This is a genomic window from Pseudomonas sp. 8O (genome assembly GCF_902506495.1).
Taxonomy (GTDB): Bacteria; Pseudomonadota; Gammaproteobacteria; order Pseudomonadales; family Pseudomonadaceae; genus Aquipseudomonas; species Aquipseudomonas chaetocerotis.
Genome location: NZ_LR733265.1, coordinates 1,136,910 through 1,161,955 on the forward strand (window position 1 = coordinate 1,136,910; position 25,046 = coordinate 1,161,955).

23 protein-coding genes and 2 pseudogenes are annotated in these 25,046 nt (G+C 62.7%); 10 read left to right on the forward strand and 15 right to left on the reverse strand.

Features of this window, described 5'->3' with window-relative positions; all coding sequences use genetic code 11:
• Nucleotides 1-57: 57 nt before the first annotated feature.
• The 10 genes and pseudogenes from GV002_RS18785 to leuA all read left to right on the forward strand — a co-directional run.
• Nucleotides 58-468, forward strand: a pseudogene (locus GV002_RS18785) (organic hydroperoxide resistance protein); the annotation flags it as partial.
• A gap of 1 nt (nt 469) precedes the next feature.
• Nucleotides 470-1,417, forward strand: a pseudogene (gene xseA, locus GV002_RS18790) (exodeoxyribonuclease VII large subunit); the annotation flags it as partial.
• A gap of 21 nt (nt 1,418-1,438) precedes the next feature.
• Nucleotides 1,439-2,377, forward strand: coding sequence for a LysR substrate-binding domain-containing protein (locus GV002_RS18795; RefSeq protein ID WP_160019801.1), 939 nt, complete (start codon nt 1,439-1,441; stop codon nt 2,375-2,377).
• A gap of 164 nt (nt 2,378-2,541) precedes the next feature.
• On the forward strand, nt 2,542-3,582 hold the full coding sequence (gene dctP, locus GV002_RS18800) for a TRAP transporter substrate-binding protein DctP (RefSeq protein WP_160019802.1): 1,041 nt from the start codon (nt 2,542-2,544) through the stop codon (nt 3,580-3,582).
• A 66-nt stretch (nt 3,583-3,648) separates the two neighbouring features.
• Nucleotides 3,649-4,143, forward strand: coding sequence for a TRAP transporter small permease (locus GV002_RS18805; RefSeq protein WP_160019803.1), 495 nt, complete (start codon nt 3,649-3,651; stop codon nt 4,141-4,143).
• A complete protein-coding gene (locus GV002_RS18810) occupies nt 4,140-5,420 on the forward strand; it encodes a TRAP transporter large permease (RefSeq protein WP_160019804.1) in 1,281 nt (426 codons plus the stop codon). Before GV002_RS18805 ends, GV002_RS18810 begins: the two co-directional genes overlap by 4 nt.
• Before the next feature lie 4 nt (nt 5,421-5,424).
• On the forward strand, nt 5,425-6,192 hold the full coding sequence (locus GV002_RS18815) for a M15 family metallopeptidase (protein WP_160019805.1): 768 nt from the start codon (nt 5,425-5,427) through the stop codon (nt 6,190-6,192).
• Nucleotides 6,193-6,287: 95 nt separating this feature from the next.
• Entirely contained in the window at nt 6,288-7,115 is an 828-nt protein-coding gene (locus GV002_RS18820; RefSeq protein ID WP_160020204.1) for a peptidoglycan DD-metalloendopeptidase family protein, read from the forward strand.
• Between the two features lie 120 nt (nt 7,116-7,235).
• A complete protein-coding gene (locus GV002_RS18825; RefSeq protein WP_160019806.1) occupies nt 7,236-8,492 on the forward strand; it encodes a mechanosensitive ion channel family protein in 1,257 nt (418 codons plus the stop codon).
• Between the two features lie 336 nt (nt 8,493-8,828).
• Complete coding sequence (leuA, locus tag GV002_RS18830) at nt 8,829-10,499, forward strand: 2-isopropylmalate synthase (RefSeq protein WP_160019807.1); 1,671 nt, start codon at nt 8,829-8,831, stop codon at nt 10,497-10,499.
• An 85-nt stretch (nt 10,500-10,584) separates the two neighbouring features.
• Here the strand turns inward: leuA and GV002_RS18835 are convergent, their stop codons facing one another.
• From GV002_RS18835 to hscA, 15 genes are all read right to left on the reverse strand, one after another.
• Nucleotides 10,585-11,046 (reverse strand): hypothetical protein, encoded by a 462-nt coding sequence (locus GV002_RS18835; RefSeq protein WP_256667133.1) that lies wholly within the window; start codon nt 11,044-11,046, stop codon nt 10,585-10,587.
• 11 nt (nt 11,047-11,057) lie between these two features.
• A complete protein-coding gene (locus tag GV002_RS18840) occupies nt 11,058-11,840 on the reverse strand; it encodes an amidohydrolase (protein WP_160019808.1) in 783 nt (260 codons plus the stop codon).
• A gap of 73 nt (nt 11,841-11,913) precedes the next feature.
• A complete protein-coding gene (locus GV002_RS18845) occupies nt 11,914-13,062 on the reverse strand; it encodes a pyridoxal phosphate-dependent aminotransferase (protein ID WP_160019809.1) in 1,149 nt (382 codons plus the stop codon).
• A 141-nt stretch (nt 13,063-13,203) separates the two neighbouring features.
• The gene (gene der, locus GV002_RS18850; protein ID WP_017675169.1) at nt 13,204-14,682 is read right to left on the reverse strand and encodes a ribosome biogenesis GTPase Der; all 1,479 of its coding nucleotides are present in this window, start codon (nt 14,680-14,682) and stop codon (nt 13,204-13,206) included.
• 113 nt (nt 14,683-14,795) lie between these two features.
• Nucleotides 14,796-15,947, reverse strand: coding sequence for an outer membrane protein assembly factor BamB (bamB, locus tag GV002_RS18855; protein WP_160019810.1), 1,152 nt, complete (start codon nt 15,945-15,947; stop codon nt 14,796-14,798).
• Nucleotides 15,940-16,578 (reverse strand): tetratricopeptide repeat protein, encoded by a 639-nt coding sequence (locus GV002_RS18860; protein ID WP_160019811.1) that lies wholly within the window; start codon nt 16,576-16,578, stop codon nt 15,940-15,942. Before GV002_RS18860 ends, bamB begins: the two co-directional genes overlap by 8 nt.
• Before the next feature lie 32 nt (nt 16,579-16,610).
• The gene (gene hisS / locus GV002_RS18865) at nt 16,611-17,897 is read right to left on the reverse strand and encodes a histidine--tRNA ligase (protein ID WP_160019812.1); all 1,287 of its coding nucleotides are present in this window, start codon (nt 17,895-17,897) and stop codon (nt 16,611-16,613) included.
• A gap of 20 nt (nt 17,898-17,917) precedes the next feature.
• Entirely contained in the window at nt 17,918-19,030 is a 1,113-nt protein-coding gene (ispG, locus tag GV002_RS18870; RefSeq protein WP_160019813.1) for a flavodoxin-dependent (E)-4-hydroxy-3-methylbut-2-enyl-diphosphate synthase, read from the reverse strand.
• A 3-nt stretch (nt 19,031-19,033) separates the two neighbouring features.
• Complete coding sequence (locus tag GV002_RS18875; RefSeq protein ID WP_160019814.1) at nt 19,034-20,023, reverse strand: RodZ domain-containing protein; 990 nt, start codon at nt 20,021-20,023, stop codon at nt 19,034-19,036.
• Nucleotides 20,020-20,781 (reverse strand): type IV pilus biogenesis/stability protein PilW, encoded by a 762-nt coding sequence (gene pilW / locus GV002_RS18880; RefSeq protein ID WP_160019815.1) that lies wholly within the window; start codon nt 20,779-20,781, stop codon nt 20,020-20,022. Before pilW ends, GV002_RS18875 begins: the two co-directional genes overlap by 4 nt.
• Before the next feature lie 13 nt (nt 20,782-20,794).
• Entirely contained in the window at nt 20,795-21,943 is a 1,149-nt protein-coding gene (gene rlmN / locus GV002_RS18885; protein ID WP_160019816.1) for a 23S rRNA (adenine(2503)-C(2))-methyltransferase RlmN, read from the reverse strand.
• A 26-nt stretch (nt 21,944-21,969) separates the two neighbouring features.
• Nucleotides 21,970-22,401, reverse strand: a complete 432-nt coding sequence (gene ndk, locus GV002_RS18890; protein WP_072426064.1) for a nucleoside-diphosphate kinase — start codon at nt 22,399-22,401, stop codon at nt 21,970-21,972.
• 101 nt (nt 22,402-22,502) lie between these two features.
• The gene (iscX, locus tag GV002_RS18895; protein ID WP_160019817.1) at nt 22,503-22,703 is read right to left on the reverse strand and encodes a Fe-S cluster assembly protein IscX; all 201 of its coding nucleotides are present in this window, start codon (nt 22,701-22,703) and stop codon (nt 22,503-22,505) included.
• A 112-nt stretch (nt 22,704-22,815) separates the two neighbouring features.
• Entirely contained in the window at nt 22,816-23,157 is a 342-nt protein-coding gene (gene fdx, locus GV002_RS18900) for an ISC system 2Fe-2S type ferredoxin (RefSeq protein ID WP_037049601.1), read from the reverse strand.
• A 3-nt stretch (nt 23,158-23,160) separates the two neighbouring features.
• On the reverse strand, nt 23,161-25,026 hold the full coding sequence (gene hscA / locus GV002_RS18905; protein ID WP_160019818.1) for a Fe-S protein assembly chaperone HscA: 1,866 nt from the start codon (nt 25,024-25,026) through the stop codon (nt 23,161-23,163).
• Nucleotides 25,027-25,046: the final 20 nt, after the last annotated feature.

Here is a 25,046-nt window from a genome sequence, read left to right on the forward strand (position 1 = left end):
GCGCACAAAAGATTAGCAAGCCAATCCATCACCACCCCACCGACAAGGATCAATGCCATGACTATCGAAAACGTTCTGTACCGCGCAACCGCTGAAGCCTTTGGTGGCCGTGAAGGCCGCGCTGTCTCCTCCGACGGCATCCTCGACATCGCCCTGACCACCCCGAAAGAACTCGGCGGCGCCGGCGGCAATGGCACCAACCCGGAGCAACTGTTCGCTGCCGGTTATTCCGCCTGCTTCCTCGGCGCCCTGAAATTCGTCGCCGCCCGCGACAAGCTGAGCATCCCGGCTGACACCTTCATCGAAGGCACCGTCGGCATCGGCGCCATCCCCACCGGTTTCGGCATCGAAGTGGAACTGCGCATCAGCCTGCCCGGCCTGACCCAAGAAGCCGCACAAACCCTGGTGGATCGCGCGCACATCGTCTGCCCGTACTCCAACGCCACCCGCGGCAACATCGACGTCACCCCCCAAGCGTATCGGCATCGTCACCTCACCCACCGGTGCGGTGATCCGCGACATCATCAGCGTATTCCGCCGGCGCGCGCCGCAGGTGGAGCTGAACCTGATCCCCACCGCCGTGCAGGGCCGTGACGCCACCGCGCAGATCGTCCGCGCCCTGCAGCGCGCCGACGCGCAGGGTTTCGATGCACTGATCCTGGCCCGTGGCGGCGGCTCGCTGGAAGACCTCTGGTGTTTCAACGAGGAAGCCGTTGCTCGCGCCGTGGCCGCCTGCGTCACGCCCATCGTCAGCGCCGTGGGCCACGAGACGGACGTATCCATCGCCGATTTCGTTGCCGACGTGCGCACGCCGACGCCTTCAGCCGCCGCCGAACTGCTGGCCCCGGACAGCAGCGAACTGGTGCAGCGCCTGCACAACCTGCAACGCCGCCTGGTCCTGCACATGCAAGGACGCCTGGCTCGCGAGCGTCTACGCCTGGAAGGAACGAGCCGACGCCTGCGCCACCCTGGCGAACGCCTGCGCCAGCAAGCCCAGCGCCTGGACGACCTGGACATGCGCCTGCGCCGCGCCTTCAACCAGCAACTGGCCAATCAACGCGAGCGCCTGGCCCGTCTCGATGCACGCCTCGCCGCGCAGCATCCGGGGCGCAACCTGGCCCTGCTGCGCCAGCGTCTGGATGGCCTGGCCACGCGCCTGCCGCGTGCCATGCAAGGTCAGCTGCGCAACCAGCGTCAGCAACTGGGCGCCCTGGCCGCGCAACTGCAGATCGTCAGCCCACTGGCCACCCTGGGCCGTGGCTACAGCATCCTCCTCGACGAACGTGGCCACGCCGTGCGCAGCGCCTCACAGACCCGGCCGGGCCAGCGCCTCAAGGCGCGCCTGAGCGAGGGCGAACTGGATGTACGCGTCGAAGACAACCACATACAACCGGCGACGCTGTCGCTACTGGATTGACTGCCGCCGGAGACCCTGCCGATGTCCCGCCTGAGCCAGCGCGCCCTCGCCTACCTGAATGAGGTCGTGCACTTTCGCTCCCTGCGCAAAGCCGCCCAACACCTGAACATCGATCCGTCGGCCATCAGCCGACAACTGAGCGCGCTGGAAGAGGAACTGGAAATTCGCCTGCTGGAACGCACGCCACAAGGTGTGATTCCCACCGAGGCCGGCAACATGCTGGTCGCCCACTTCCGCCAGCAGCGCGCCAACGAGCAGGGCGTGCTGTCACGCCTCTGCGACCTCCAGGGGCTGCGTCAGGGCAGCGTCCGCATCGCGGTCGGTGAAGGCTTCATCACCGACCTGATTTCGCAGCCGCTGCAGAGCTTCATCCTGCGCTATCCCGGCATCGACCTGGAAGTACAGATGGCGGGTGCCAACGAGGCCGTTGGCCTGCTCAAGGAAGATGCCGTCGACCTCGCACTGGTCTATGCACCGATCGAGGACGAAGCCCTGACGGTGCATGTCGACACCCGCCAGCCACTCGACCTGATCATCCCGCCGCAGCATCGCCTGGCCAGCCATCGCGGTGCCGTATCGATGACCGAGCTGCGCGGCGAAGCCCTGGCGCTGATCCACAGCAGCACCGGCATGGGCCAGCTGGCGGTGATGGTGGCGCAGCTGGAGCACATGGAGCTGCGCCCCAAGCTTCGTACCAACTCGGTGGCCGTGCTCACCAACTTCGTCAAATCCGGCATTGGCGTGGCCTTCATGCCGGAGCTGACCGTCAGCCATGAGCTGCAAGCCGGCAGCATCCGCCGACTGCCCATGGCAAACCCGGCACTGCGCGATGCCCGCGCGCGCATTCTCAGCCACCAGGGGCGTGAGCTGACGGTGGCCAGCCTGGCCTGCCTGGAGCACCTGCGCAAAAGCATGCGCTTCTTCAGCGGCGATGCGCCGGGGCTGGCTCGCAGCGCCTGACAGCGCCGTCCAGGTGTTGACTTTCATGCATCACCCATCGACTTGAATAGTCAACACGACAACGGCTAGCGTGTCCCTGCTCCTGCGCCAAAGCTTCGCTTTTCCTATAAGAACCAAGCAGTCTGCGCCCTTCTCTACCCTAGTCCTGCCATAAGGAAAACAATATGCAAACGACTCTGTTCGGCAATCTCGGCCGCCATTTCGGCACTGGCCTGTTGCTCACCGCCATGGGTTTGAGCGCGTCCCTCGCCCAGGCGGCTACCGTCATCAACATGAGCTACAACGGCGCGGCCGACCTGGAGAAAAACCCGGTTCACCTGTTCGCCAGCAACGTCAAGCGTCTGGTCGAGGAAAAGAGCGGTGGCGAGCTGGAAATCAAGCTCTACCCCAACAGCATGCTCGGTGAAGAAGAACAACGCATGGAACAGGTGATCAGCGGCCCGGGACTCAACGTGGCCTCTTTTGCCGGCATCGCCCCGCTGTTCCCGGAGATCTACGTCAGCGCCATTCCATTCATGTTCAAGGACGCCCAGGCTGCCCACAGCTTCTTCGACCAAGGCACCTACTGGCAGGCCGCCAAGCAGGAATTCAAACAGCGCACGGGCACGGAACTGCTGGCAGTGGTCGAGGAAGGCGGCTTCCTCAATTTCACCAACAGCAAGAAGCCAATCGCGGCACCGGCGGACTTCAAGGGCCTGCGCTTTCGCGCGATGGACCCCAGCCAGGTCGCCCTGTATGAATCCTTCGGTGCCTCCGGCACGCCCATTCCGTGGACCGAGCTCTACATGGCGCTGCGCTCCGGTGTAGCCGACGGACAAATGAACCCGACCTCGTACATCATCCTCGGCAGCCTCTATCAGGTGCAGAAATACCTGACCCTGGCCAACATCCAGTATTCCGACCAGTTCCTGGTGGCCAACGGTGCAATGCTCGACTCGCTCTCGGCAAAGGATCGCAAGGCGCTCACCGATGCAGCGCTGGAGGCCACACGCCTGAATCGTGAGGCGATTGCCCAACAGCAGGAAAAGGAACTGGCCTTCCTCAAGGAGAAGGGCATGGAAATCATCGAACCTTCGACCGAGGATCTGCAGGCATTTCGCAGTCAGGGCCAACCGGCCTACCTGAGCTGGCTCAGGGAACAGAGCATCGATGCCGGCTGGATTGACAAGGCACTCCAGGACGTCGGGCTGAGCACCGTCCAGTAACCCACCGTCTGCCACGGCCCGCCCTGCTTGAACAGGGCGCGGCCCAGTCTTCGCCTCGGAGCCACCATGCCTGCGTTCATCAAACGTGTGCGCGCCCTGCTGTTCAATCTCGGCGCCCTTTTGTTACTGCTCGACCTGCTATTGCTCATCTACGGCGTATTCGCCCGCTACCTGCTCGGTAGCGCACCGATCTGGCTGGATGAGATGGCCCGCTACCTGATCATCGGCAGCGTCATGCTGGTGCTGGGCGCCCTGTGGGTCGATGGCGGCCACATGCGCATCAATTTGCTGGAAGAGCGCCTGCCTGCGCATCTGGCGCGCTGGGTACGCCTCTATCAATGGCTGGCAGCCACCGCCTTCTTCGCATTCGCCAGTTGGGTCAGCCTGCGCTATGCGCTCGATGCCGGGCGCTTTCGCAGCCTGGGTCTGGGCGTGAGCCGGACCTGGCCGCTGCTCAGCCTGCCTGTCGGCTTCAGCCTGCTGACGCTGCTGATCCTGTTGCGCGGCCCCTGGCCGGCGGCATCCGACACCGATGAAACAACTGGGAGCGTGCAACCATGATGGGTGTTGCCATGCTTCTCGCCTTCGTCGTCAACCTGCTGCTGGGCCTGCCGCTGTTCTTCTGCCTGCTGCTGACTGCTCTGGTCGGCTTCCTGTTCGTCGACGTCAACCTGTTCATCAACATCCTGCCGCAGCGTTTTTTCGGCGGCATGGACATCTTCTCGCTGATGGCCATTCCGCTGTTCATTCTCGCTGGCAACCTGATGAACACCTCCGGCATGACCCCACGCCTGATACGCCTGGCCAATGCCATGGTCGGCCACCTGCGTGGCGGCCTCGGTCACGTCAACGTGGTGGCCGGCGTGTTCTTCGCAGGTGTCAACGGCTCGGCTGCCGCCGATGCCTCGGCGCTCAGCTCACTGCTGGTGCCCACGATGGAAAAGGAAGGCTACTCGCGCAAATTCGCCGCCGGCCTGACTGCTGGCAGCTCGTTGATCGGTCCGATCATCCCGCCGAGCATCTTCATGATTCTCTACTCCTCGCTGACCAACACGTCGGTCGGTGAACTCTTCCTCGCGGGCGTGATGCCAGGCCTGTTGCTGGCACTGGGCTTCATGGCGATGAACGCAATCTATGCGCACAAGGCCGGCCTGCAGACACGCCATGCCAAACCGGCCTGGAGCGAAATGTTCGCCGCCCTCTCCGGTGCAGCAACCGCGCTGGTGGCGCCGGTGCTGATCGTCGCCGGCATCGTCCTGGGCGTCGTCACCCCGACCGAGTCGGGCGCCCTCATCGTGCTCTACGTCGCGGTGATCGGACTGTTGCGCGGCCAACTCTCGCTCCAGGGCTTCTGGGCCTCGCTGCGTGAAACCGTGCGCCTGACCGGCAGTATCTACGCCATCATCGCCGCCGCGTCTGTGGTCAACTGGCTACTCAACTACACCCAGGTCGCCAGCGCCTTCGCCGAGCTGCTGGGGCCGTTCAGCGACTCGCCGACCCTGATCCTGCTGGTGATCAGCGCCATCATCTTCATCTGCGGCATGGTCATGGAAGAAGTCTCGGTGCTGATGCTGCTGACACCGATCATCGTCCCGGTGGCCCTGGCCGCCGGCGTGGATCCGGTACACCTGGGGCTGATCTTTACCCTCAACATCACCATCGCCATGATCACGCCCCCCATGGGAGCCTGCCTGTTCATCGTCGCGACAATCAGCAAGCTGGACATCATCGAGATGTTCAAGGGTATCTGGCCGTTCGTGCTGATGGCGCTCGGGGTGCTCTACCTGCTGATCATCTTCCCGTCCCTGACCCTGTGGTTACCCCGCCTGCTGAGCTGATGCCATGACTTCTTTCACCACCCCGATCCCGCTGCAGCCCGAGCCGGACTGGCCAGCCGTCGCAGCCATTCCCATCGTCGATGACGAACAGCCACTGCACCCCCTCAGCCTGAGCCGGGTGCTGCGCGTATACCCAGCCTATTTCCGCATGGGGGTGCGCCATGCGCTGCCCGAATGCTATTCACGCATGGCTGTATTCGAACGCCTGCTGCAGGTAGCCAGAATCCTGCCGCACGGCATACATCTGGTGGTGCTCGATGCCTGGCGCCCGTTCGCCGTGCAGCAGTACCTTTACGACAGCCTGTATGACGCCATCCGCGAGTACTACCCGAAACTGGACGAGCGCCAGCTCGAGCACCTGACCCGACAGTTCGTCTCGCCGCCCAGCAGCAGCCGCAACACGCCAAGTCCGCACCTGACCGGAGGCGCCGTGGACGTCACCCTGTGCGACGAAGACGGCCGCTGGCTGGATATGGGTACGGCCTTCGACGAGGCCAGCCCACTGTCGGCCACGGCACACTTCGAGCAGCTCGCGGACTACCGCGAGCGTGACTTGCAGATACGCGACAACCGCCGCACGCTCTACAACGCCATGGCGGCGCAAGGCTTCAGCAACCTGTCCAGCGAATGGTGGCATTACGACTACGGCGATCAACTCTGGGCCTGGCACACCGGAGCGTCAGCGGCGTTGTATGGCCCAGTGCAACTGCAGACACTCGACACCCTCTGGCGCAAACAGCTGGAGCAACAACTGGCTGCCGAGCAACATTGATAAAGGCCATCGACGTCCGCCGGGCTTTGCACCGGCGCGTATATGCGCCAGCATAGCCCGCGATCTCGAACCGGAAACCCAGCTCCATGCCCACTATGCTGCGATTGTTGTTGGCCTGTATTGCCCTCACGCTCACCCTCCCCGCCCATGCCGAAGGCTTCATCACCCGCCTGCTGGACAAGCCGGTGCCGGGTGGTGTGGCGGTGATCGATCTGGGTAATCCGGCGCAGGCGCCGAAGGTGCGCTATCAGGGCAAGCCGGTGCTGACCGTGCATGAAGAAAGCAAGCGCTGGATTGCCATCGTCGGCATTCCACTCAGCGTCAAGCCGGGCACTCAGCAGGTAGAGGTCGAGGGCGGCCAGAGGCTGAATTTCCTGGTGGGTGCCAAGCACTACACCGAGCAGCGCATCACCATCAAGAACCAGCAGCAGGTCACGCCCAACGCCGCCAACCTCAAACGCATCGAGCGCGAGCTGGCCGAGCAGACCCGCGCCTACCGGCAGTTCAGCGCACGCCAGCCGAGCAACCTGCTGTTCGACAAACCGGTCAACGGCCCGCTGTCCAGCCCATTCGGCTTGCGTCGCTTCTTCAACGGCGAGGAACGCAACCCGCACTCGGGCCTGGATTTCGCCGCCAACCGCGGCACCCCGATCAAGGCGCCAGCAGCCGGCAAGGTGATCCTCATCGGCGACTACTTCTTCAATGGCAAGACAGTGTTCCTCGACCACGGCCAGGGATTGATCAGCATGTTCTGCCACCTGTCCGAGGTCGACGTGAAGCTCGGCGACGAAATCGTCCGAGGCGGCCATGTCGGCAAGGTCGGCGCCACCGGACGTGCCACCGGCCCGCACCTGCACTGGAACGTCAGCCTCAACGACGCGCGGATCGACCCAGCGATCTTCATCGGCGCGTTCAAGCCCTGAGAGTACGCAGCTTGCAACAGCTGCCGTTTGGGTTAACCGAGTATTTTTGCTAGGGTACGGCGGCTCAGATGGCCGGCCCTGTAGCGTCGGCCCTTCCTCCTGCCTGCTTCGGAGCCGGAAATGCCGAATGAGCTCAACACCTGGATGGACTGGCTGAACACTCAGCCAGAACTGCTCACCCTCACCGCTACCCTCGCCCTGATCATTGCCGCCTGGCTGTCGAACTGGATCGTCAAACGCATTCTGGTACGCGCCATCTACCGCGTGGTGGGCGCCACCGCCGTTGGCCGCCATGGCCAGATCAAGGAAAGCGGCATCATCACGCGCCTGTCCAATATCGTACCGGCGCTGGTGCTCTCCTCCGGTGTGGCCGTAGTGCCGGGCATGCCGGAAGCCGTGGTGACGGTTACGCAGAACGTCTGCGGCGCCTTCATCGTGCTGACCATCGCACTGGCCATCGGCGCCCTGCTGGATATTCTCAACACCCTCTATCAGCGCCGCCCGAATGCGCACCTGAAGCCGATCAAGGGCTACCTGCAGGTGATCAAGATCGCCATCTTCGCCATCGCCGCGATCCTGATAGTAGCGACGCTGATCGACCGCTCGCCGCTGATCCTGCTGTCTGGTCTCGGCGCCATGGCTGCCGTACTGATGTTGATCTTCCAGGACACCCTGCTGTCACTGGTGGCCAGCGTGCAGATTTCTTCCAGCGATATCGTGCGCGTCGGCGACTGGGTGGAAATGCCCCAGCTCAACGCCGATGGCGATGTGATCGACATTGCCCTGCACACCGTGAAGGTGCAGAACTGGGACAAGACCATCACCACCATCCCGACCAAGCGCTTCATCACCGACCCGTTCAAGAACTGGCGCGGCATGCAGGAGTCCGGCGGCCGCCGGATCAAGCGCGCGCTGTACCTGGATCAGACCAGCGTGCATTTTCTCAGCGACGAGGAAATCGCCCGCCTGCGCCGCTTCATGCTTCTGGATGAGTACCTGGACCGCAAGGACCAGGAACTGCAGGACTGGAACACCAGGCTGGCCGAACACGGCAAAGAGGCAGTGAACACCCGCCGCATTACCAACATCGGCAGCTTCCGTGCCTACGTCGAACACTACTTGCGCCACAACCCGAACATCCACCAGAACATGACCCTGTTGGTCCGCCAGCTCAATCCGACCGCCGATGGCCTGCCGCTGGAAATCTACTGTTTCACCAACACCATCGCCTGGAATGCCTACGAAGACATCCAGTCGGACATCTTCGACCACCTGCTGGCCATCCTCCCCGAGTTCGGCCTACGCGTGTTCCAGCATCCGAGCGGTGCGGACATGCGCGAATTGCGCCCGACCCTGGTGGCTCAGCAACCAGGCTGAAGCACGGGGCGAAGGCCGGGCATACCCGGCCTTCGACTCACCGTAAACGCCCCCGCAATGTTCCTTCAAACAAGCGCCATGCTGCGCCATAAAACATCGCGACAGAGCGGTAGAAGATCGTTTCTACCAATTTTCACGCAATGCTTGCCAGCCTTCATCAAGATCACTAGGGTTGGCTGCATGAACACTGCACATACCCTCATTCTGCTACGGCAACATCGCTGCCTGCGCTTGGTCAGCCCGCGACTGCGGGGCTGAATCCCTGCGGCCATCCGGCCACCGTCGACCGCCCTATTCGTTTCCCAGACAAGGCGTCTGGACCCAAGGATTTTCACCATGACCATGCTCAAAGACCCGTCGAAGAAGTATCGCCCCTTCACCCAGATCCAGATTCCGGATCGCACCTGGCCGGACAAGATCATCGACAAGGCACCGATCTGGCTGTCCACCGACCTGCGCGACGGTAACCAGTCGCTGATCGAGCCGATGGATGCGCAGAAGAAGATGCGCTTCTTCAAGTGTCTGGTGGCCGTGGGCCTGAAGGAAATCGAAGTGGGCTTCCCGTCCGCCTCGCAGACCGACTTCGACTTCGTCCGTGAGCTGATCGAAGGTGGCCACATCCCCGACGACGTCACCATTCAGGTGCTGACCCAGGCCCGTGACGATCTTATCGAGCGCACCTTCGAGTCGCTCAAGGGCGCCAAAAAGGCCATCGTGCATTACTACAATGCCTGCGCGCCGAGCTTCCGCAAGATCGTCTTCAATCAGGACAAGGCCGGCGTCAAAGCCATCGCCGTGGCCGCCGGCACCACCATCAAGCGCCTGGCCGATGCCGCGCCGGAAACCCAGTGGGGCTTCGAGTACTCTCCGGAAGTGTTCAGCAGCACCGAGATCGACTTCGCCGTCGAGGTGTGCAACGCGGTGATCGGCGTGTTCCAACCGACCCCAGCGAACAAGCTGATCCTCAATCTGCCGGCCACCATCGAGTGCGCCACGCCGAACAACTACGCCGACCAGATCGAGTGGTTCGGCCGCCATGTCGACCGCCGTGATAGCGTGCTGATCAGCGTGCACACCCACAATGACCGTGGCACTGGCGTCGCTGCCTCGGAACTGGCGGTAATGGCTGGAGCAGACCGTGTCGAAGGCTGCCTGTTCGGCAACGGCGAGCGCACCGGTAACGTCTGCCTGGTGACTCTGGCGCTGAATCTCTACACCCAGGGCATCGATCCGCAGCTGGACTTCTCCGACATCGACGCCGTACGCAAGGTGGTCGAGGACTGCAACCAGATCCCGGTACACCCGCGCCACCCGTACGTAGGCGACCTGGTACACACCGCCTTCTCCGGCTCGCACCAGGACGCCATCCGCAAGGGCTTCGCCCAGCAGAAGGAAGACGCCCTGTGGGAAGTGCCGTACCTGCCGATCGATCCGGCCGACATTGGCCGCGACTACGAGGCGGTGATTCGCGTGAACAGCCAGTCGGGCAAGGGCGGCATCACCTTCCTGCTCGAGCAGGAGTACGGCATCTGCCTGCCGCGTCGCATGCAGATCGAGTTCAGCCAGGTGGTGCAGCGTGAAACCGACCGTCTCGGCCTGGAAATGACTGCCGCACAGATCCATCAACTGCTCGAAACCGAGTACCTGCAAGCGCGCAGCCCCTACGCCCTGAAAGGCCATCGCCTGCAGGAAGAAAACGGCACCAGCGCAGTGGATGTGGAGGTCGTCGAAGGGGGTGAAAATCACCATTGGCGCGGCATCGGCAAAGGCCCGCTGGAAGCGCTGGCGGCTGCGCTGCCGGTCGCAGTTGAAGTCATGGACTACAGCGAGCACGCCATCGGCGCCGGCACCCATGCCAAGGCGGCGGCCTACATCGAACTGCGCGTCAATGGCGGTCGTGCCCTGCATGGCATCGGCATCGACGAGAACCTGACCACGGCGAGCTTCCGCGCCCTGTTCAGCGCGCTGAACCGCGCCCTGAGCCAGGCCGAGTCGCAAGCGGCCTGATTCTTCAGCACCGAACACGAAAACGCCGGGCAATGCCCGGCGTTTTTGTATGCGTAGCCCGGATCAAATCCGGGAATCAAGACGTTTAGATATCGAAGATCATCAGCACCGCGAACATCAGCGCGGCCAGGCCGAGGGTGAACATCAGACCGATACCCGCGGCCCGCCAGTTGGACAGAAACGCACCACCGGCCTCGGCATGCAGCTTGAGATCGGCTTCCATGAGGCTCTTGGCAAACATGATCATCGCCATCAACTGTGCGATGGCGAACGGCATGGCGGGCACCTCTTCCGGCAAGACGAAAGCCAGGACCAAGGTAACCACCAGAAGGAAGACGGAAATACCCCAGACCATTGCCACTCGATGGGCCTGGCCGAGCAATTGCAGGTTATGCGCCAGCAGCCAGGCGCCAGCCAGCGGCGTGCCGATGAAGGTCGCCAGGCCAACACCCGCGACGCTGTAGAGCGGCGACTGATTGGTGGTGGCCTGCTGCAGGTCGGCCTGCGGAGGCTGGAAGGGATTGCTCTGCTGTACGTCCATGTTCATGTAGCTCCTGGTCAGTTCAAGGTGAAGGCATCGGCATCCAGGTGTGCGGGGAAGCGCTCGCGGTAGGCAGCCAGTGCCTCGCTCGACAGCCGGGCGCGGAACACACCATCACCATCGCCTGCCGCCAGCAGAGTCTCGCCCTGGAAATCCAGCACCTGAGAATCGCCAGTATAGCCATGGCCCTTGCCGTCCTCGCCGACGCGGTTCACAGCCGCGACATAGCACAGGTTCTCGATGGCTCGCGCTGGCAGCAGGCGGTTCCAGTGCTGGCGACGCGCCCCCGGCCAGTTGGCGGTATACAGCAGAAGATCGGTGCCACCCGCATCGCGACTCCAGACCGGGAAGCGCAGGTCGTAGCAGATCAGCGGGCGCACGCGCCAGCCCTTGAGCTCCAGCACCACCTGCTCGTCACCTGCGCTGTAATGCTTGTGCTCGCCGGCCATGCGGAACAGATGACGCTTGTCGTAGTGCGCCAAAGAGCCATCCGGGCACGCCCAGAGCAGGCGATTGCGGTAACTGCCGTCGGCCGCCTGGATGATCAGGCTGCCGCAGATCACCGCATCGATACGCTGCGCCTGCTCACGCAGCCAGACGCTGCTGGGGCCATCCTCGGACTCGGCCAGTTCGGCCGACTCCATGGAAAATCCGGTGGTGAACATTTCCGGCAGGATCACCAGATCGGCGCCGCGTGCCTGTTCCAGCAATGCCAGGAAGTGCTCGCGGTTGGCGGCCGGATCGTGCCAGGCCAGGGTGGTCTGGATCAGCGCCAGTTCAAGATCGGTTTTATCGCTCATTGGGGCGCCTCGCTCGCCGTAGGGAGGGTGAAACCCTCCAACTCCTTACAGGCGGGTTGCACCCGCCCTGCCCTCACACCGCGCACAGCTTCTCGGCAGCCTCGCGCAGAGTCTCCTCGCGTTTGGCGAAGCAGAAGCGCACCAGGCGCATCTCCTTGGGCGCCGACTGATAGAACACCGATACCGGAATCGCTGCCACGCCGTGCTCGCGGGTCAGCCACTCGGCCATGGCCACATCGTCCAGATCCGGGCGAATGGCCGAGTAATCAGCCAGCTGGAAGTAGGTGCCAGGCGCGCGGGTGAAGGTGAAGCGCGAACCCGCCAGCAGGTCGCAGAACAGGTCACGCTTGGCCTGATAGAAAGCTGGCAGCTCTTCGACATGCTCGGGGTGCGCGGCCATGAAATCGGCCAGGCCGAACTGCAATGGCGTCACGCCGCAGAAATTGACGTACTGGTGAATCTTGCGCAGCTCGGCGGTCAGCGTTGGCGGCGCCACCACGTAGCCGGTCTTCCAGCCGGTGACGTGATAGGTCTTGCCGAAGGAGCTGACCACGAAGGCGCGCGGATACAGCTCGTCGTGGGCCAGCACGCTGGCATGGCGGGCGCCGTCGTAGATCAGGTGCTCATAGACCTCGTCACTGATCACATGGATATCGCGGCCACGAATCAGCTCGGCCAGCTTGTCCAGATCGGCACGGGTCAGCAGAGCACCGCTGGGGTTGTGCGGTGAGTTGAGAAAGATCAGCCGGGTAAGCGGGCTGATGGCATCACCCAGGCGCTGCCAGTCCACGGAGAAATCCGGCAGTGCCAACGGAACATGCACACAGCGCCCGCCGGCCAGCTCCACCGACGGCTCGTAGCTGTCGTAACAAGGGTCGAGGACGATGGCTTCATCACCCGGACGAATCAGCGCCTGCACCGCGCAGAAGATCGCTTCGGTGGCGCCTGGGGTAATGGTGATCTCGCTGTCGGCATCACGCTGCACGCCATAGCTGCGAGCGATCTTGGCAGCGACCTGCTGGCGCAGGCTCGGCAGCCCGGTCATCGGCGAATACTGGTTGCGCCCTTCCATGACATGCCGCGTCACGGCCTCACGCAGCGCCTGCGGCCCGTCGAAGTCGGGGAAACCCTGGGACAGGTTGATCGCGCCGGTCTCCAGGGCGAGCTGGGACATCCGCGTGAAGATGGTGGTGCCAACGTTGGGCAGTTTGCTGACGAGCATCGCGACTTCCAAGAGGAACAAGGCAAGCCGCGAGAATAGCCGAAGGGCGCTGCAGACGGCACCCACAGCGCTTATGAAAATGTGTTGGAAGCTTATGCCGTGCACGCCGAGTGATCCCCGGCGCGCACGCTGCGACAGAGCTTACTTGCGCTTGTCCTTGCGCTTCTTCTCAGCCTTCTTGTGGTGGCTCATCAGGCGGCGCTTCTTGTTCACCTGACGGTCGGTGAGCTTGTTCTTGTTGCCCTCGTAAGGGTTCTCGCCGCCCTTGTACTCGATGCGAATCGGCGTACCGACCAGTTTCAGCACACGGCGGAAGGTATTTTCCAGATAACGGGAATAGGCACGCGGGACCGCGTCGACCTGGTTACCGTGGATCACGATCAGCGGCGGGTTGGCGCCCCCCAGGTGGGCATAGCGCAGCTTGATGCGGCGACCATTGACCAGAGGCGGCGCGTGGTCGCTGACGGCATCTTCGAGAATCTGCGTCAGGCGGCTGGTGGGCCAGCGAGTGATGGCCGACTTGAACGAGGCCTGCACCGACTTGTACAGATGGCCAACACCAGTGCCGTGCAAGGCGGAGATGAAGTGGATATCGGCGAAGTCGACGAAGAACAGCCGGCGCTCCAGCTCGGTCTTCACGTAATCCTTCTGACCCTGATCCATGCCGTCCCACTTGTTCAGGGCGATGACCAGAGCGCGGCCACTTTCCAGCACGAAGCCGAGCAGGTTGAGGTCGTGGTCGACCACACCCTCGCGGGCGTCCATGACGAACACCACGACGTTGGAGTCCTGAATGGCCTGCAGCGTCTTGACCACGGAGAACTTCTCCACGGCCTCGAAGATCTTGCCGCGACGGCGTACGCCAGCGGTATCGATCAGCGTGTACTTCTCGTCGTCACGCTCGAACGGGATGTAGATGCTGTCGCGGGTGGTGCCGGCCTGGTCATAGACGATGACCCGTTCTTCACCCAGCATGCGGTTGACCAGGGTCGACTTGCCCACGTTGGGACGGCCGATGATGGCGAGCTTGATGCCGTCCTTCTCGCTCGGACCGGGAATGCGCTTGGCCTCCTGGCCTTCGAGCACTTCTTCCTCTTCTTCCGCGCCCTCTTCCGGTTCACCGGCATCCTTGGGGAAGGCGCCGAGCACCACTTCCAGCATCTGGGTGATGCCACGACCATGAGCACCGGCAATCGCCAACGGCTCGCCCAGGCCCATGGGACTGAACTCCGCGCGGGCCAGGTCAACGTCGAGGTTGTCGACCTTGTTCACCACCAGGAAGCTCTGCTTGTTACGACGACGCAGGTGCTCACCGATCATCTGGTCGGAAGCGGTCATGCCGGCGCGCGCGTCCACCAGGAACAGCACGGCATCGGCCTCTTCGATGGCCTGCAGCGACTGCTCGGCCATCTTCGCGTCGATGCCTTCTTCGTCACCGGAAATACCACCGGTGTCGATCACGATATAGGTGCGCCCCTGCCACTTCGCCTCGCCATACTGGCGGTCGCGGGTCAGACCGGACAGGTCGCCGACGATGGCGTCGCGGCTGCGGGTCAGGCGGTTGAAGAGTGTGGACTTGCCGACGTTCGGCCGGCCCACCAGGGCAATTACGGGAACCATCAGGCTCTCCACTTGAGTTAATTCAGAAAATGCAAAGGCCGCTGCAGGGGCAGCGGCCGGAATCTGTTGCGCTGCGGCATCCAAGACTCAGGTCTGGATGCAGCATAGTCGGTTCATTTGATGGTCAGTGCCACCAACTTGCCGCTGTTGCCGTAGACGTACAGCCAATCCCCCACCACCAACGGCTGGGCGCGCAGGCCATCACTGTCGATACGGGTACGACCGACGAAACGGCCATCGACCTGGCTCAGCAGATGCAGATAGCCTTCCACATCACCCACGGCCACATAACTGGAGAACACTTGCGGTGCCGACAGCTGACGGCGCGCCAGGGAATCGTTGCTCCACAGCGCCGAAGCACTGCGCTCGTCGATACCTTCGACGGTGCCGCTGGCATGGCTGACGTACACGTTACCGAAGCCCTGAGCGACGCCTACCGAACTCGATGCCTCGCGTTGCCACAGCACGCGGCCGGACTCCAGATCCATGGCCACGACTCGACCCTGGTAGCTCACCGCGTAGACAGTGCCACCGGACAGCAGCAGGCCGCCGTCGATGTCTACCACGCGCTCCAGCTCGGAACGGCCTTGCGGAATGGCTACACGCTGTTCCCACACGGGCAGGCCGCGTTGGGCGTCGACCGCGACCACCTTGCCACTGGACAGGCCAGCGACCACCAGACGGTTGGTCACCAGCGGAGCGCCAGTGCCACGCAGGGTCAGTACGGCCGGAGTATTTTCAACGATCCAGCGCTGGCTACCGGTGCTGGCATCGAAAGCGATCAGACGATCGTCCTGGGTCTGCACCACGACGATATCGCCGTTGCTGGCCGGCGCAGCCAGCACTTCGCTGGTCACGCGCGAGCGCCACTGTTCTTCACCATCGCTGGAGTCGAGCGCGATCACTTCGCCCTTGAGCGTACCCAGCAGCACCTGGCCGTAGCCAACGCCAATGGCACCGGAAACCGGGATTTCGAGTTTCTTGCGCCAGATGACCTTGCCGCTGTTGCGGTCCATGGCCATGACCAGGCCTTCGACGTCGGCGGCGTAGATCACCTCGCCATCGATGGCCGGTACCAGCATGTTGAAGGTTTCGCCCTGACCGTCACCGACAGAGCGGCTCCACTCGGTGCGCAACTCGACTTCTTCGTCGAATTTGGTCAGTTCGGCGGGCGGCAGTTCCTTCTTGCTATTGCTGCTGCAACCCACGACCAGAACGGCCAGAGCCAGCAGTGCGGCATTCTTCCAACGCATCACGTCACGCATCCCCTTTTGCCAGGTCGTCCAGCTTCATCTGCAGACCGCCAACAGCGGCATCTTCGGCCAGCGCATCCTTGGCCTTCTGATAGGCAGCGTGCGCGTCATCGCTGCGACCCAGCTGTACCAGCAGGTCGCCCTTGAGTTCTTCACGGCTGGCGAGGAAGGCATCCTCGACCTGGGCATCGAGCAGTTTCAGTGCATCATCGGCCTTGTCCTGCGCGGCCAGCACACGCGCCAGACGCTGACGTGCCAGCTCACCGAGCGTGGCGTCGGCAGGCTTGTCGAGTACGCGCTGCAGCGCTGCAGCGGCATCGTCGAGGCGGTCAGCCTCGACGGCGACCTTGGCGACGAACAGGCTGCCGTACTGGGCGTAGTGGGTACCGCCGAACTCGTTGTCGAGCTTGCCGGCCAATTCGGCAACTTTCGCGGCATCGGGCTTGCCGGCCGGGTCCAGCGCGGTTTCCAGCAGTTGCTGGTAAAGCACCGAGGCCCCTTGCGCCTGATTGTCCTGGTACTTCTGCCAGCCCTGCCAGCCGAATACGGCTACCAGTGCCAGTACGCCACCGGCCAGCAAAGGCTTGCCGTTACGATCCCACCAGTCCTTCAGTTGCGCGATCTCTTCGTCTTCGGTCTGCATGTCTAACCCCGTACTCCTAATCGAGAGCCTGCTCAGGCCTGCTGGCAGGCAGCCAGATGCTCAGCCAGAGCATCCCAGGCAACACTTTGTTGTTCACTGTCGTCGCGCAGCGGTTTGCAACCTACCACGCGCCCTGCCAATTCGTCGTCCCCCAGAATCAGCGCATAGCGTGCGCCGCTCTTGTCGGCCTTCTTGAACTGGCTCTTGAAACTGCCACCACCGGAGTTGAGCAACAGGCGCAGCCCCGGCAACTCGTCGCGCAGACGCTCGACCAGCGTCAGCGCCGCCAGCTCAGCCGCCTCGCCGAAGGCGCAGACGTAGACATCGGCGGCACGGTTGAGCTCGGCCGGCAGCAGTTGCAGGGTATCGAGCAGCAGCACCAGGCGCTCGACGCCCATGGCGAAACCAACACCCGGTGTAGCCTTGCCGCCCAGTTGCGCCACCAGGCCATCGTAACGGCCGCCGGCACACACCGTGCCCTGGGCGCCGAGCTTGTCGGTGACCCACTCGAACACGGTGCGATTGTAGTAATCCAGGCCACGCACCAGCTTGTGGTTGATCTGGTAGCGAATGCCAGCCGCATCCAGGCGCGCCTTGACGCCCTCGAAGTGCAGGCGCGACTCCTCATCGAGGTAGTCGCCCAGTGTCGGCGCACCAACCAGCGCGGCTTGGGTCGCCTCGTTCTTGCTGTCGAGGATGCGCAACGGATTGGTGGTCAGACGGCGCTGACTGTCTTCGTCGAGCTGATCGAACCGTTCCTGCAGGTAGGCCACCAGTGCATCGCGATAAGCCGCACGCGCCTCGCTGGAGCCCAGGCTGTTGAGCTGCAGGGTCACGGCATCGGCCAGGCCGAGCTGCTTCCACAGGCGCCAGGTGAGCACGATCAGCTCGGCATCGACGTCCGGCCCAGGCAGGTTGAAGGCTTCCACGCCCACCTGATGGAACTGGCGATAGCGGCCTTTCTGCGGCTTCTCGTAACGGAACATGGGGCCGGCGTACCAGAGTTTCTGCACTTGGCCACCACCGGACAGACCATGCTCGAGCACGGCGCGTACGCAACCGGCAGTGCCCTCGGGACGCAAGGTCAGGGATTCTTCGTTGCGGTCGAGGAAGGTGTACATCTCCTTGTCGACCACGTCGGTACCCTCGCCGATACCACGAGCGAACAGCTCGGTGTACTCGACGATGGGCAGGCGGATTTCCTTGTAGCCATAGCCATCGAGCAGGCTGACCAGAGTATTTTCCAGGTAGCGCCAGGCAGGCGTCTGCTCCGGCAGGATGTCGTTCATGCCACGAATGGCTTGCAGGGACTTGCTCAATTGTATTCCTTACGCACGGATCAGCCGCGCACGATCACGGCGGCATCGGCGGCAACCTTTTCGGCTGCCTTGTCGCGAATGAGCTTCTCCAGCTCGTCCACCAGATTTTCATTGGTCAACTTCGAGGCCGGCTTGCCGTCGATGTAGACCAGGTTGTTCGGGCTACCACCAGTGAGGCCGATATGCGCCTCCTTGGCTTCACCGGGACCATTGACCACGCAGCCGATCACGGCCACATCCAGCGGCACCAGCAGATCCTCGACGCGGGCCTCCAGCTCGTTCATGGTCTTGACCACATCGAAGTTCTGCCGCGAGCAACTCGGGCAGGCGATGAAGTTGATGCCTCGCGAACGCAGGCGCAAAGACTTGAGAATGTCGAAACCGACCTTGATCTCTTCCACCGGGTCGGCGGCCAGCGAGATGCGGATGGTATCGCCAATTCCGTCGGCCAGCAGCATGCCCAGGCCGACGGCGGACTTTACAGTACCGGAGCGCAGCCCGCCGGCTTCGGTGATGCCCAGGTGCAGCGGTTGCTCGATCTGCTTGGCCAGCAGGCGATAGGCCTCAACGGCCATGAACACATCCGATGCCTTCACACTGACCTTGAAGTCCGGAAAATTGAGACGATCGAGGTGCTCGACATGGCGCAGCGCGGACTCGACCAATGCTTCGGGAGTCGGCTCGCCGTACTTCTTCTGCAGATCCTTTTCCAGTGAGCCGGCATTGACGCCGATACGGATCGGGATGCCCTTGTCCCGGGCTGCCTCGACCACCGCCCTGACGCGATCTTCGCGGCCAATATTGCCGGGATTGATCCGCAGGCAGTCGACACCCAGCTCAGCCACGCGCAGGGCGATCTGGTAGTCGAAGTGAATGTCAGCCACCAGCGGTACACGCACCTGCTGCTTGATCAGGCCGAAGGCTTCGGCGGCGTCCATATCCGGCACCGAAACGCGCACGATATCGGCGCCGGCATCTTCCAGGCGCTGAATCTGCGCCACGGTAGCTGCCACATCGTTGGTGTCGGTGTTGGTCATACTCTGCACCGCGATCGGCGCATCGCCGCCCACTGGTACCGAGCCAACCCAGATCTTGCGCGACAGTCGGCGCTTGATCGGTGATTCGCAATGCATGCTTTACAACCCCAATTTCAGGCGCGCGGTTTCGCCAGTCATGTGCGGCGCAATGTCCACGCTTTCGCCGTTGTAGGTCACTTGGGCGCCACGGGCAAAGCCCAGGCGCAGCTCCAGAGGTGCCTTGCCGGCGAGTTCGACGCGCTCACCACTGCGTTTGAGTGCACTGAGCAGGACCTTGCCATCGGCATCGGTAACCTGAGTCCAGCAATCGGCGGTGAACTGCACGTAGAGCGCTCCCTGCCCGGCAGCAACGGCTACAGGTGCTGCCGGTTCGGCAACAGACGCAGACGGCGTAGCAACGACTGCCGGCGCGCTCGCCACAGGGGCAGCAGGAGCTTCTGGTGCGCTTTCCGTGGTGCTGGCTTCGACAGCAGGAGTAGGCGGTTCTGCGGCAACGATCTCTTCTGGTGTTTCGCCTGGCGCCTCCGGCAGCAGCAGTGGGGTGCCCTGCTCGCCACCCTGAGCAGCGATTACCGCCTGGTCTTCCGGCTCGGCGAGCGAGTGCACCTGAGTGGTACCGTCGGCGCCCTCCACTTCCACATGCTCGAGCCCCAGATCAGCCAGGCTGGCCACCGGACGGCCCTGATCCTGCCACCAGAGAAAACCCGCGCCGATCAATGCCAGCAGCAGCAGGAAACTCACTAAGCGCAGGATGCTCTGCGAATAACGAACAGGCTCTTCGATGCGGCCAAGAGCGTGCACGCTGCTGCCAGTGGCATCGGTCCCCGTGAACTGATCGAACTCCAGCACCAGCCGGTTCTGGTCCATCTCGAGAAGCTTGGCATAGGCGCGGATGTAACCACGGGCGAAGGTGGTACCCGGCAGTTTGTCGAACGCTCCGGCTTCGATCTGGGCAAGGCGCTGCGGGGTCAGGTTGAGCTGAGTCGCCACTTCGGCAACGCTCCAACCCTTGACCTCCCGGGCCTGACGCAGGCTTTCGCCTGGGTTGGTCGGCATCGGCTGAGTCACTTCGCTATGTGCCGCTTTCATTGTTGCCCCGAAACAAATTGCTGATATTCCTGAGAGGCCGGATACAGGCGGCGCAACTGCAGACCCAGGCTGGCGGCCGTGTCACGGTCCTCGAATACGTTGGCCAGGCGTGCGCCGAGCAGCAGGCTGCGCGCATTCTGTGGCGCTATTTCGCTGTAGCTGTCGTAGTAACGACGTGCCGGTACATATTCCTTGTCCTCGTAGGACATCACCGCCATTTCCAGCAATGCGCGCGGCTGTCTGCTGCTCAGGCGCAAGGCGCGCTGGAGGTATTCTTTGGCCTGCTCGCGCTGGCCGAGTTGCGCAGCAGTCATACCCAGGTTCTCGAACACCCGCGAGCGCTCTGGATAGAGGTTGTCCTCTGCGGCCTTGAGGTAAGTGTTCATGGCCTCCTTGTAGCGCTTCTGCTCGAACAGGAAGCCACCGTAATTGTTGAGCAGGCGGGCATCATTCGGCCGCTGGGACAGAGCCTTGCGAAAATGCTCATCGGCCAGCTTCGGTTCCATCTCCAGCTGGAAGGCCAGGGCCAGGGCGGCATGCGCATCGGCACTGGACGAATCCAGATCGAGGGCATTCTTCAGCGGCACCTTGGCGCGCTGGGTATCGCCCTGCTGGATATAGGCAAGACCCAGTTGCACATAGGCATTACGTGCCTCGTCACGCCCTTTCGCCGTACGCATGGGGTCGACATCGCCCGTGGTCACACAACCAGCAAGCAGACTGACAACGAGCAACAACAGCGCTGGGCGCAGGGTCATAGACATCCTCTCTTCAATTTCGATTGGTGGCAGCATGAGGCTCTTGCGCCTCGTTGCCCAACTGGCGCACGGCGATGTAGCGCTCGCTGCGCCGAGTACGGTCCATGACCTGGCCAACCAACTGGCCACAGGCAGCATCGATATCGTCACCACGGGTAGTACGTACCGTGACGTTATGGCCAGCCTTGTGCAACAGGTCCTGGAAGCGGCGAATGGCGTTATTGCTCGGCCGCTCGTACCCCGAGAAGGGGAAGGGATTAAACGGAATCAGGTTGATCTTGCAAGGTACATCGGCCAGAAGTGCGATCATCTGCTCAGCGTGCTCGGGCTGATCGTTGACCCCCTTGAGCAGGGTGTACTCGATGGTCAGCACACGCTTCTCGCCAAGCTTGGCGACATAACGCTTGCAGGCGGCCAGGAGCACTTCCAGCGGGTACTTCTTGTTGATCGGCACCAGTTGGTTACGCAACTCGTCGTTGGGCGCGTGCAGCGACAGGGCCAGGGACACGTCGATGACTTCAGCCAGCTTGTCGATCATCGGCACCACGCCGGACGTGGACAAGGTGACCTTGCGCTTGGAAATACCGTAGCCAAGGTCGTCCATCATGATCTGCATGGCGGAGACGACGTTATCGAAGTTCAGCAGCGGCTCGCCCATGCCCATCATCACCACGTTGGTGATGGCACGGTCGACCTTGGCCGGCACGCTGCCGAAGGACTTGTTGGCGATCCATACCTGGCCAATGATCTCGGCGCTGGTCAGGTCGCTATTGAAGCCTTGTTTGCCGGTGGAGCAGAAGCTGCAATCCAGGGCGCAGCCGGCCTGCGACGAGACACACAGGGTGCCACGGCCGTTCTGCGGGATATACACGGTCTCCACACAGCTACCCGACGCCACCCGCACTACCCACTTGCGCGTGCCATCGGCGGAAATATTTTCGCTGACCACTTCCGGGCCGCGAATCTCGGCAGAGGCCTCGAGCTTTTCGCGCAAGACCTTGCCGACATTGGTCATGGCGGCGAAATCATCGACGCCAAAGTGATGAATCCACTTCATTACCTGGCCGGCACGGAAGCGCTTCTCGCCGATAGACTCGAAGAACTGTTCCATTTCCGGCTGGGTCAGGCCCAGCAGGTTGATCTTGCCGGTGGTATTGGTCATGGCTTCACCCTCGCTTCATTCGCCAATCAGCGAATGCGCGCGCACAGCTCGGTAGCGGAGAAGAAGTAAGCGATCTCGCGAGCAGCAGAGGCTTCGGAATCCGAACCGTGGACAGCGTTTTCGTCGATGGAAACGGCGAAGTCAGCACGGATGGTGCCGGCAGCAGCTTCTTTCGGGTTGGTAGCACCCATCAGCTCGCGGTTTTTCAGAACGGCATCTTCACCTTCCAGAACCTGAACGATGACCGGACCGGAGGTCATGAAGGCGACCAGGTCCTTGAAGAAGCCGCGCTCGCTGTGCTCAGCGTAGAAACCAGCGGCTTCACGCTCGGACAGTTGCACCATCTTCGAAGCGACGACGCGCAGACCGGCTTTTTCGAAACGGGTGGTGATCTCACCGATGACGTTCTTGGCAACGGCGTCAGGCTTGATGATGGAGAAAGTACGTTGAACAGCCATGTGAAGCTCCAGAAACTTTAGGGTTAAAGCGAAAAATTAAACCCGCGAATTATACGCGGGTTCCGGTTAAAAGCGTAGGGCGGGCGCCGTAAGCGCCTGTTTCAATCGAGTTCTTCGATCCAGGCGGCCTGTATCGCCTCCAGCACCTTCTCTCCCCCACGCTGCGGGTCATCGGAGAACTCCGGCAACTCCAAGACCCAGCGGTGCAGATCGACGAAGTTGACGTAGCGCGGATCGACATCCGGCTTCTGCTCGCTCAACTCGATGGCGATATCCAGTACATCGACCCATTTCAGACTCATGATGATGCTTCCTGGTTAACGTGAAAGTCGCGTAGCGACACCTTCCCCTGAGCCGTTCTCCCCTCGGGAGAAGGTGGCGCGAAGCGCCGGATGAGGGACTCGGCCATGCCCGTCAGTGCGGCGCTTCAGCTGCGTGATTGAGCGAATACTTGGGAATCTCGACGGTGAGATCTTCCTCGCCGACGATGGCCTGACAGGCCAGGCGCGACTGAGCCTCGAGCCCCCAGGCCTTGTCCAGATAGTCCTCTTCCAGCTCGTCGGCCTCGTTCAGCGAGTCGAAACCTTCGCGCACGATGCAGTGACAGGTGGTGCAGGCACACACGCCACCGCAGGCGCTTTCCATCTCGATATGGTGCTCGTGCGCCAACTCGAGGATGGAAACTCCAGGCTCAGCCTCTACCACCAGACCATCCGGGCAAAATCGCTCGTGAGGCAGAAAAATTACCTGCGGCATCAATTATTCCTCGATCTCATTCAGATTGCGCCCGGCCAGCGCAGCTTTTACCGTCGAATCCAGGCGGCGGGCCGCGAAGGCGTCAGTGACCTGCGACAGCCGCTTGGTCTGCCGCTCGATCGCCAGACCATCGCTGCCCGCAAGCAGGTCGCGCAATTCCTGCACCTGCAGCTCGATGACCTCGCGCTCCTCGGCATCCAGCAAGCGCTCGCCATCGGCCTGCAGCGCCGCTTCGACCGCCTCGATCAGACGCTGACCATCGACTTGCTGCTCACGCAGCGCCCGGGCGGCCTTGTCGCCTCCAGCATTCTGGAAGGAGTCCTGCAGCATGCGTGCAATTTCGCCATCGGTCAGGCCGTAGGACGGCTTGACCTGAATGCTCGCCTCGACGCCGGAAGCCAGCTCCCGCGCGGCAACGCTGAGCAGACCGTCCGCATCGACCTGGAAGGTCACGCGAATCTTCGCCGCCCCTGCCACCATCGGCGGAATGCCGCGCAATTCGAAACGCGCCAGGGATCGGCAATCAGCGATCAGCTCGCGCTCGCCCTGCAGCACATGAATCATCATGGCCGTCTGGCCATCCTTGTAGGTCGTGAATTCCTGCGCACGCGCCACCGGGATGGTGGTGTTGCGCGGGATCACCTTCTCCATCAGCCCGCCCATGGTTTCCAGGCCGAGCGACAGGGGGATCACGTCCAGCAGCAGCAACTCCTCGCCGTCGTCACGCTGATTGCCGGCCAGGGCATCGGCCTGGATCGCAGCACCAATGGCCACCACCTGATCCGGGTCGATGTTGGTCAGCGGCGCACGACCGAACAGCTCGCCAACAGCCTCACGCACACGCGGCACGCGGGTGGAGCCACCGACCATGACCACAGCACCCACCTCTTCCAGCTCAACACCGGAATCACGCACGGCGCGACGACAAGCCTTGAGACTGCGCGCCACCATCGGCTCGATCAGCACCTCGAACTGCGTGCGTGACAGCGAACCACGCCAATCACCGTGATTCAGCTCGACGCTATCGGCATCCGTCAGCCCTTCCTTGGCCACACAGGCGGCCTGCAGCAGACTGCGCTGGGTCGCCGGATCGAGATCACTGGAAATGCCGGCCTGCTGGATTATCCAGTCAGCAACGGCATGATCGAAATCGTCACCACCCAACGCGCTGTCGCCGCCGGTAGCCAGCACCTCGAACACGCCGCCGGTCAGGCGCAGGATGGAAATATCGAACGTGCCGCCGCCCAAGTCATAGATGGCAACCACACCTTCGGCCTTCTGATCCAGTCCATATGCGACTGCAGCGGCAGTAGGCTCGTTGAGCAGACGCAGCACGGTCAGACCGGCCAGGCGCGCAGCGTCCTTGGTGGCCTGACGCTGAGCGTCATCGAAATAAGCCGGAACGGTAATCACAGCCCCGACCAGTTCACCGCCCAAGGTTTGCTCTGCGCGCAAGCGCAGGGTCTTGAGAATTTCCGCCGACACCTCGACCGGGCTCTTCGCCCCCTGCACCGTCTCGATGAAGGGCATGTGCGACTCGCCTGCCGCGAAGCGGTAGGGCATCTGCTCGCCGAGCTGATGAACGTCGGCGATACCGCGCCCCATCAGGCGCTTGACCGACAGCACGGTATTGAGCGGATCGCTGGCGGCCGCCAACCTGGCCGACTCGCCGACCTCGACGCTTCCAGCGTGGTAACGCACGGCAGACGGCAGGATGACCTTGCCATCATCGTCAGCCAGGGGCTCGGCCAGGCCGCTGCGTACAGCGGCAACTAGCGAGTTGGTGGTACCCAGGTCAATCCCCACCGCCAGACGACGCTGGTGCGGTTGCGGGCTCTGCCCGGGCTCGGCGATCTGCAATAAGGCCATGGTCTTCTTGAAGTCATCAG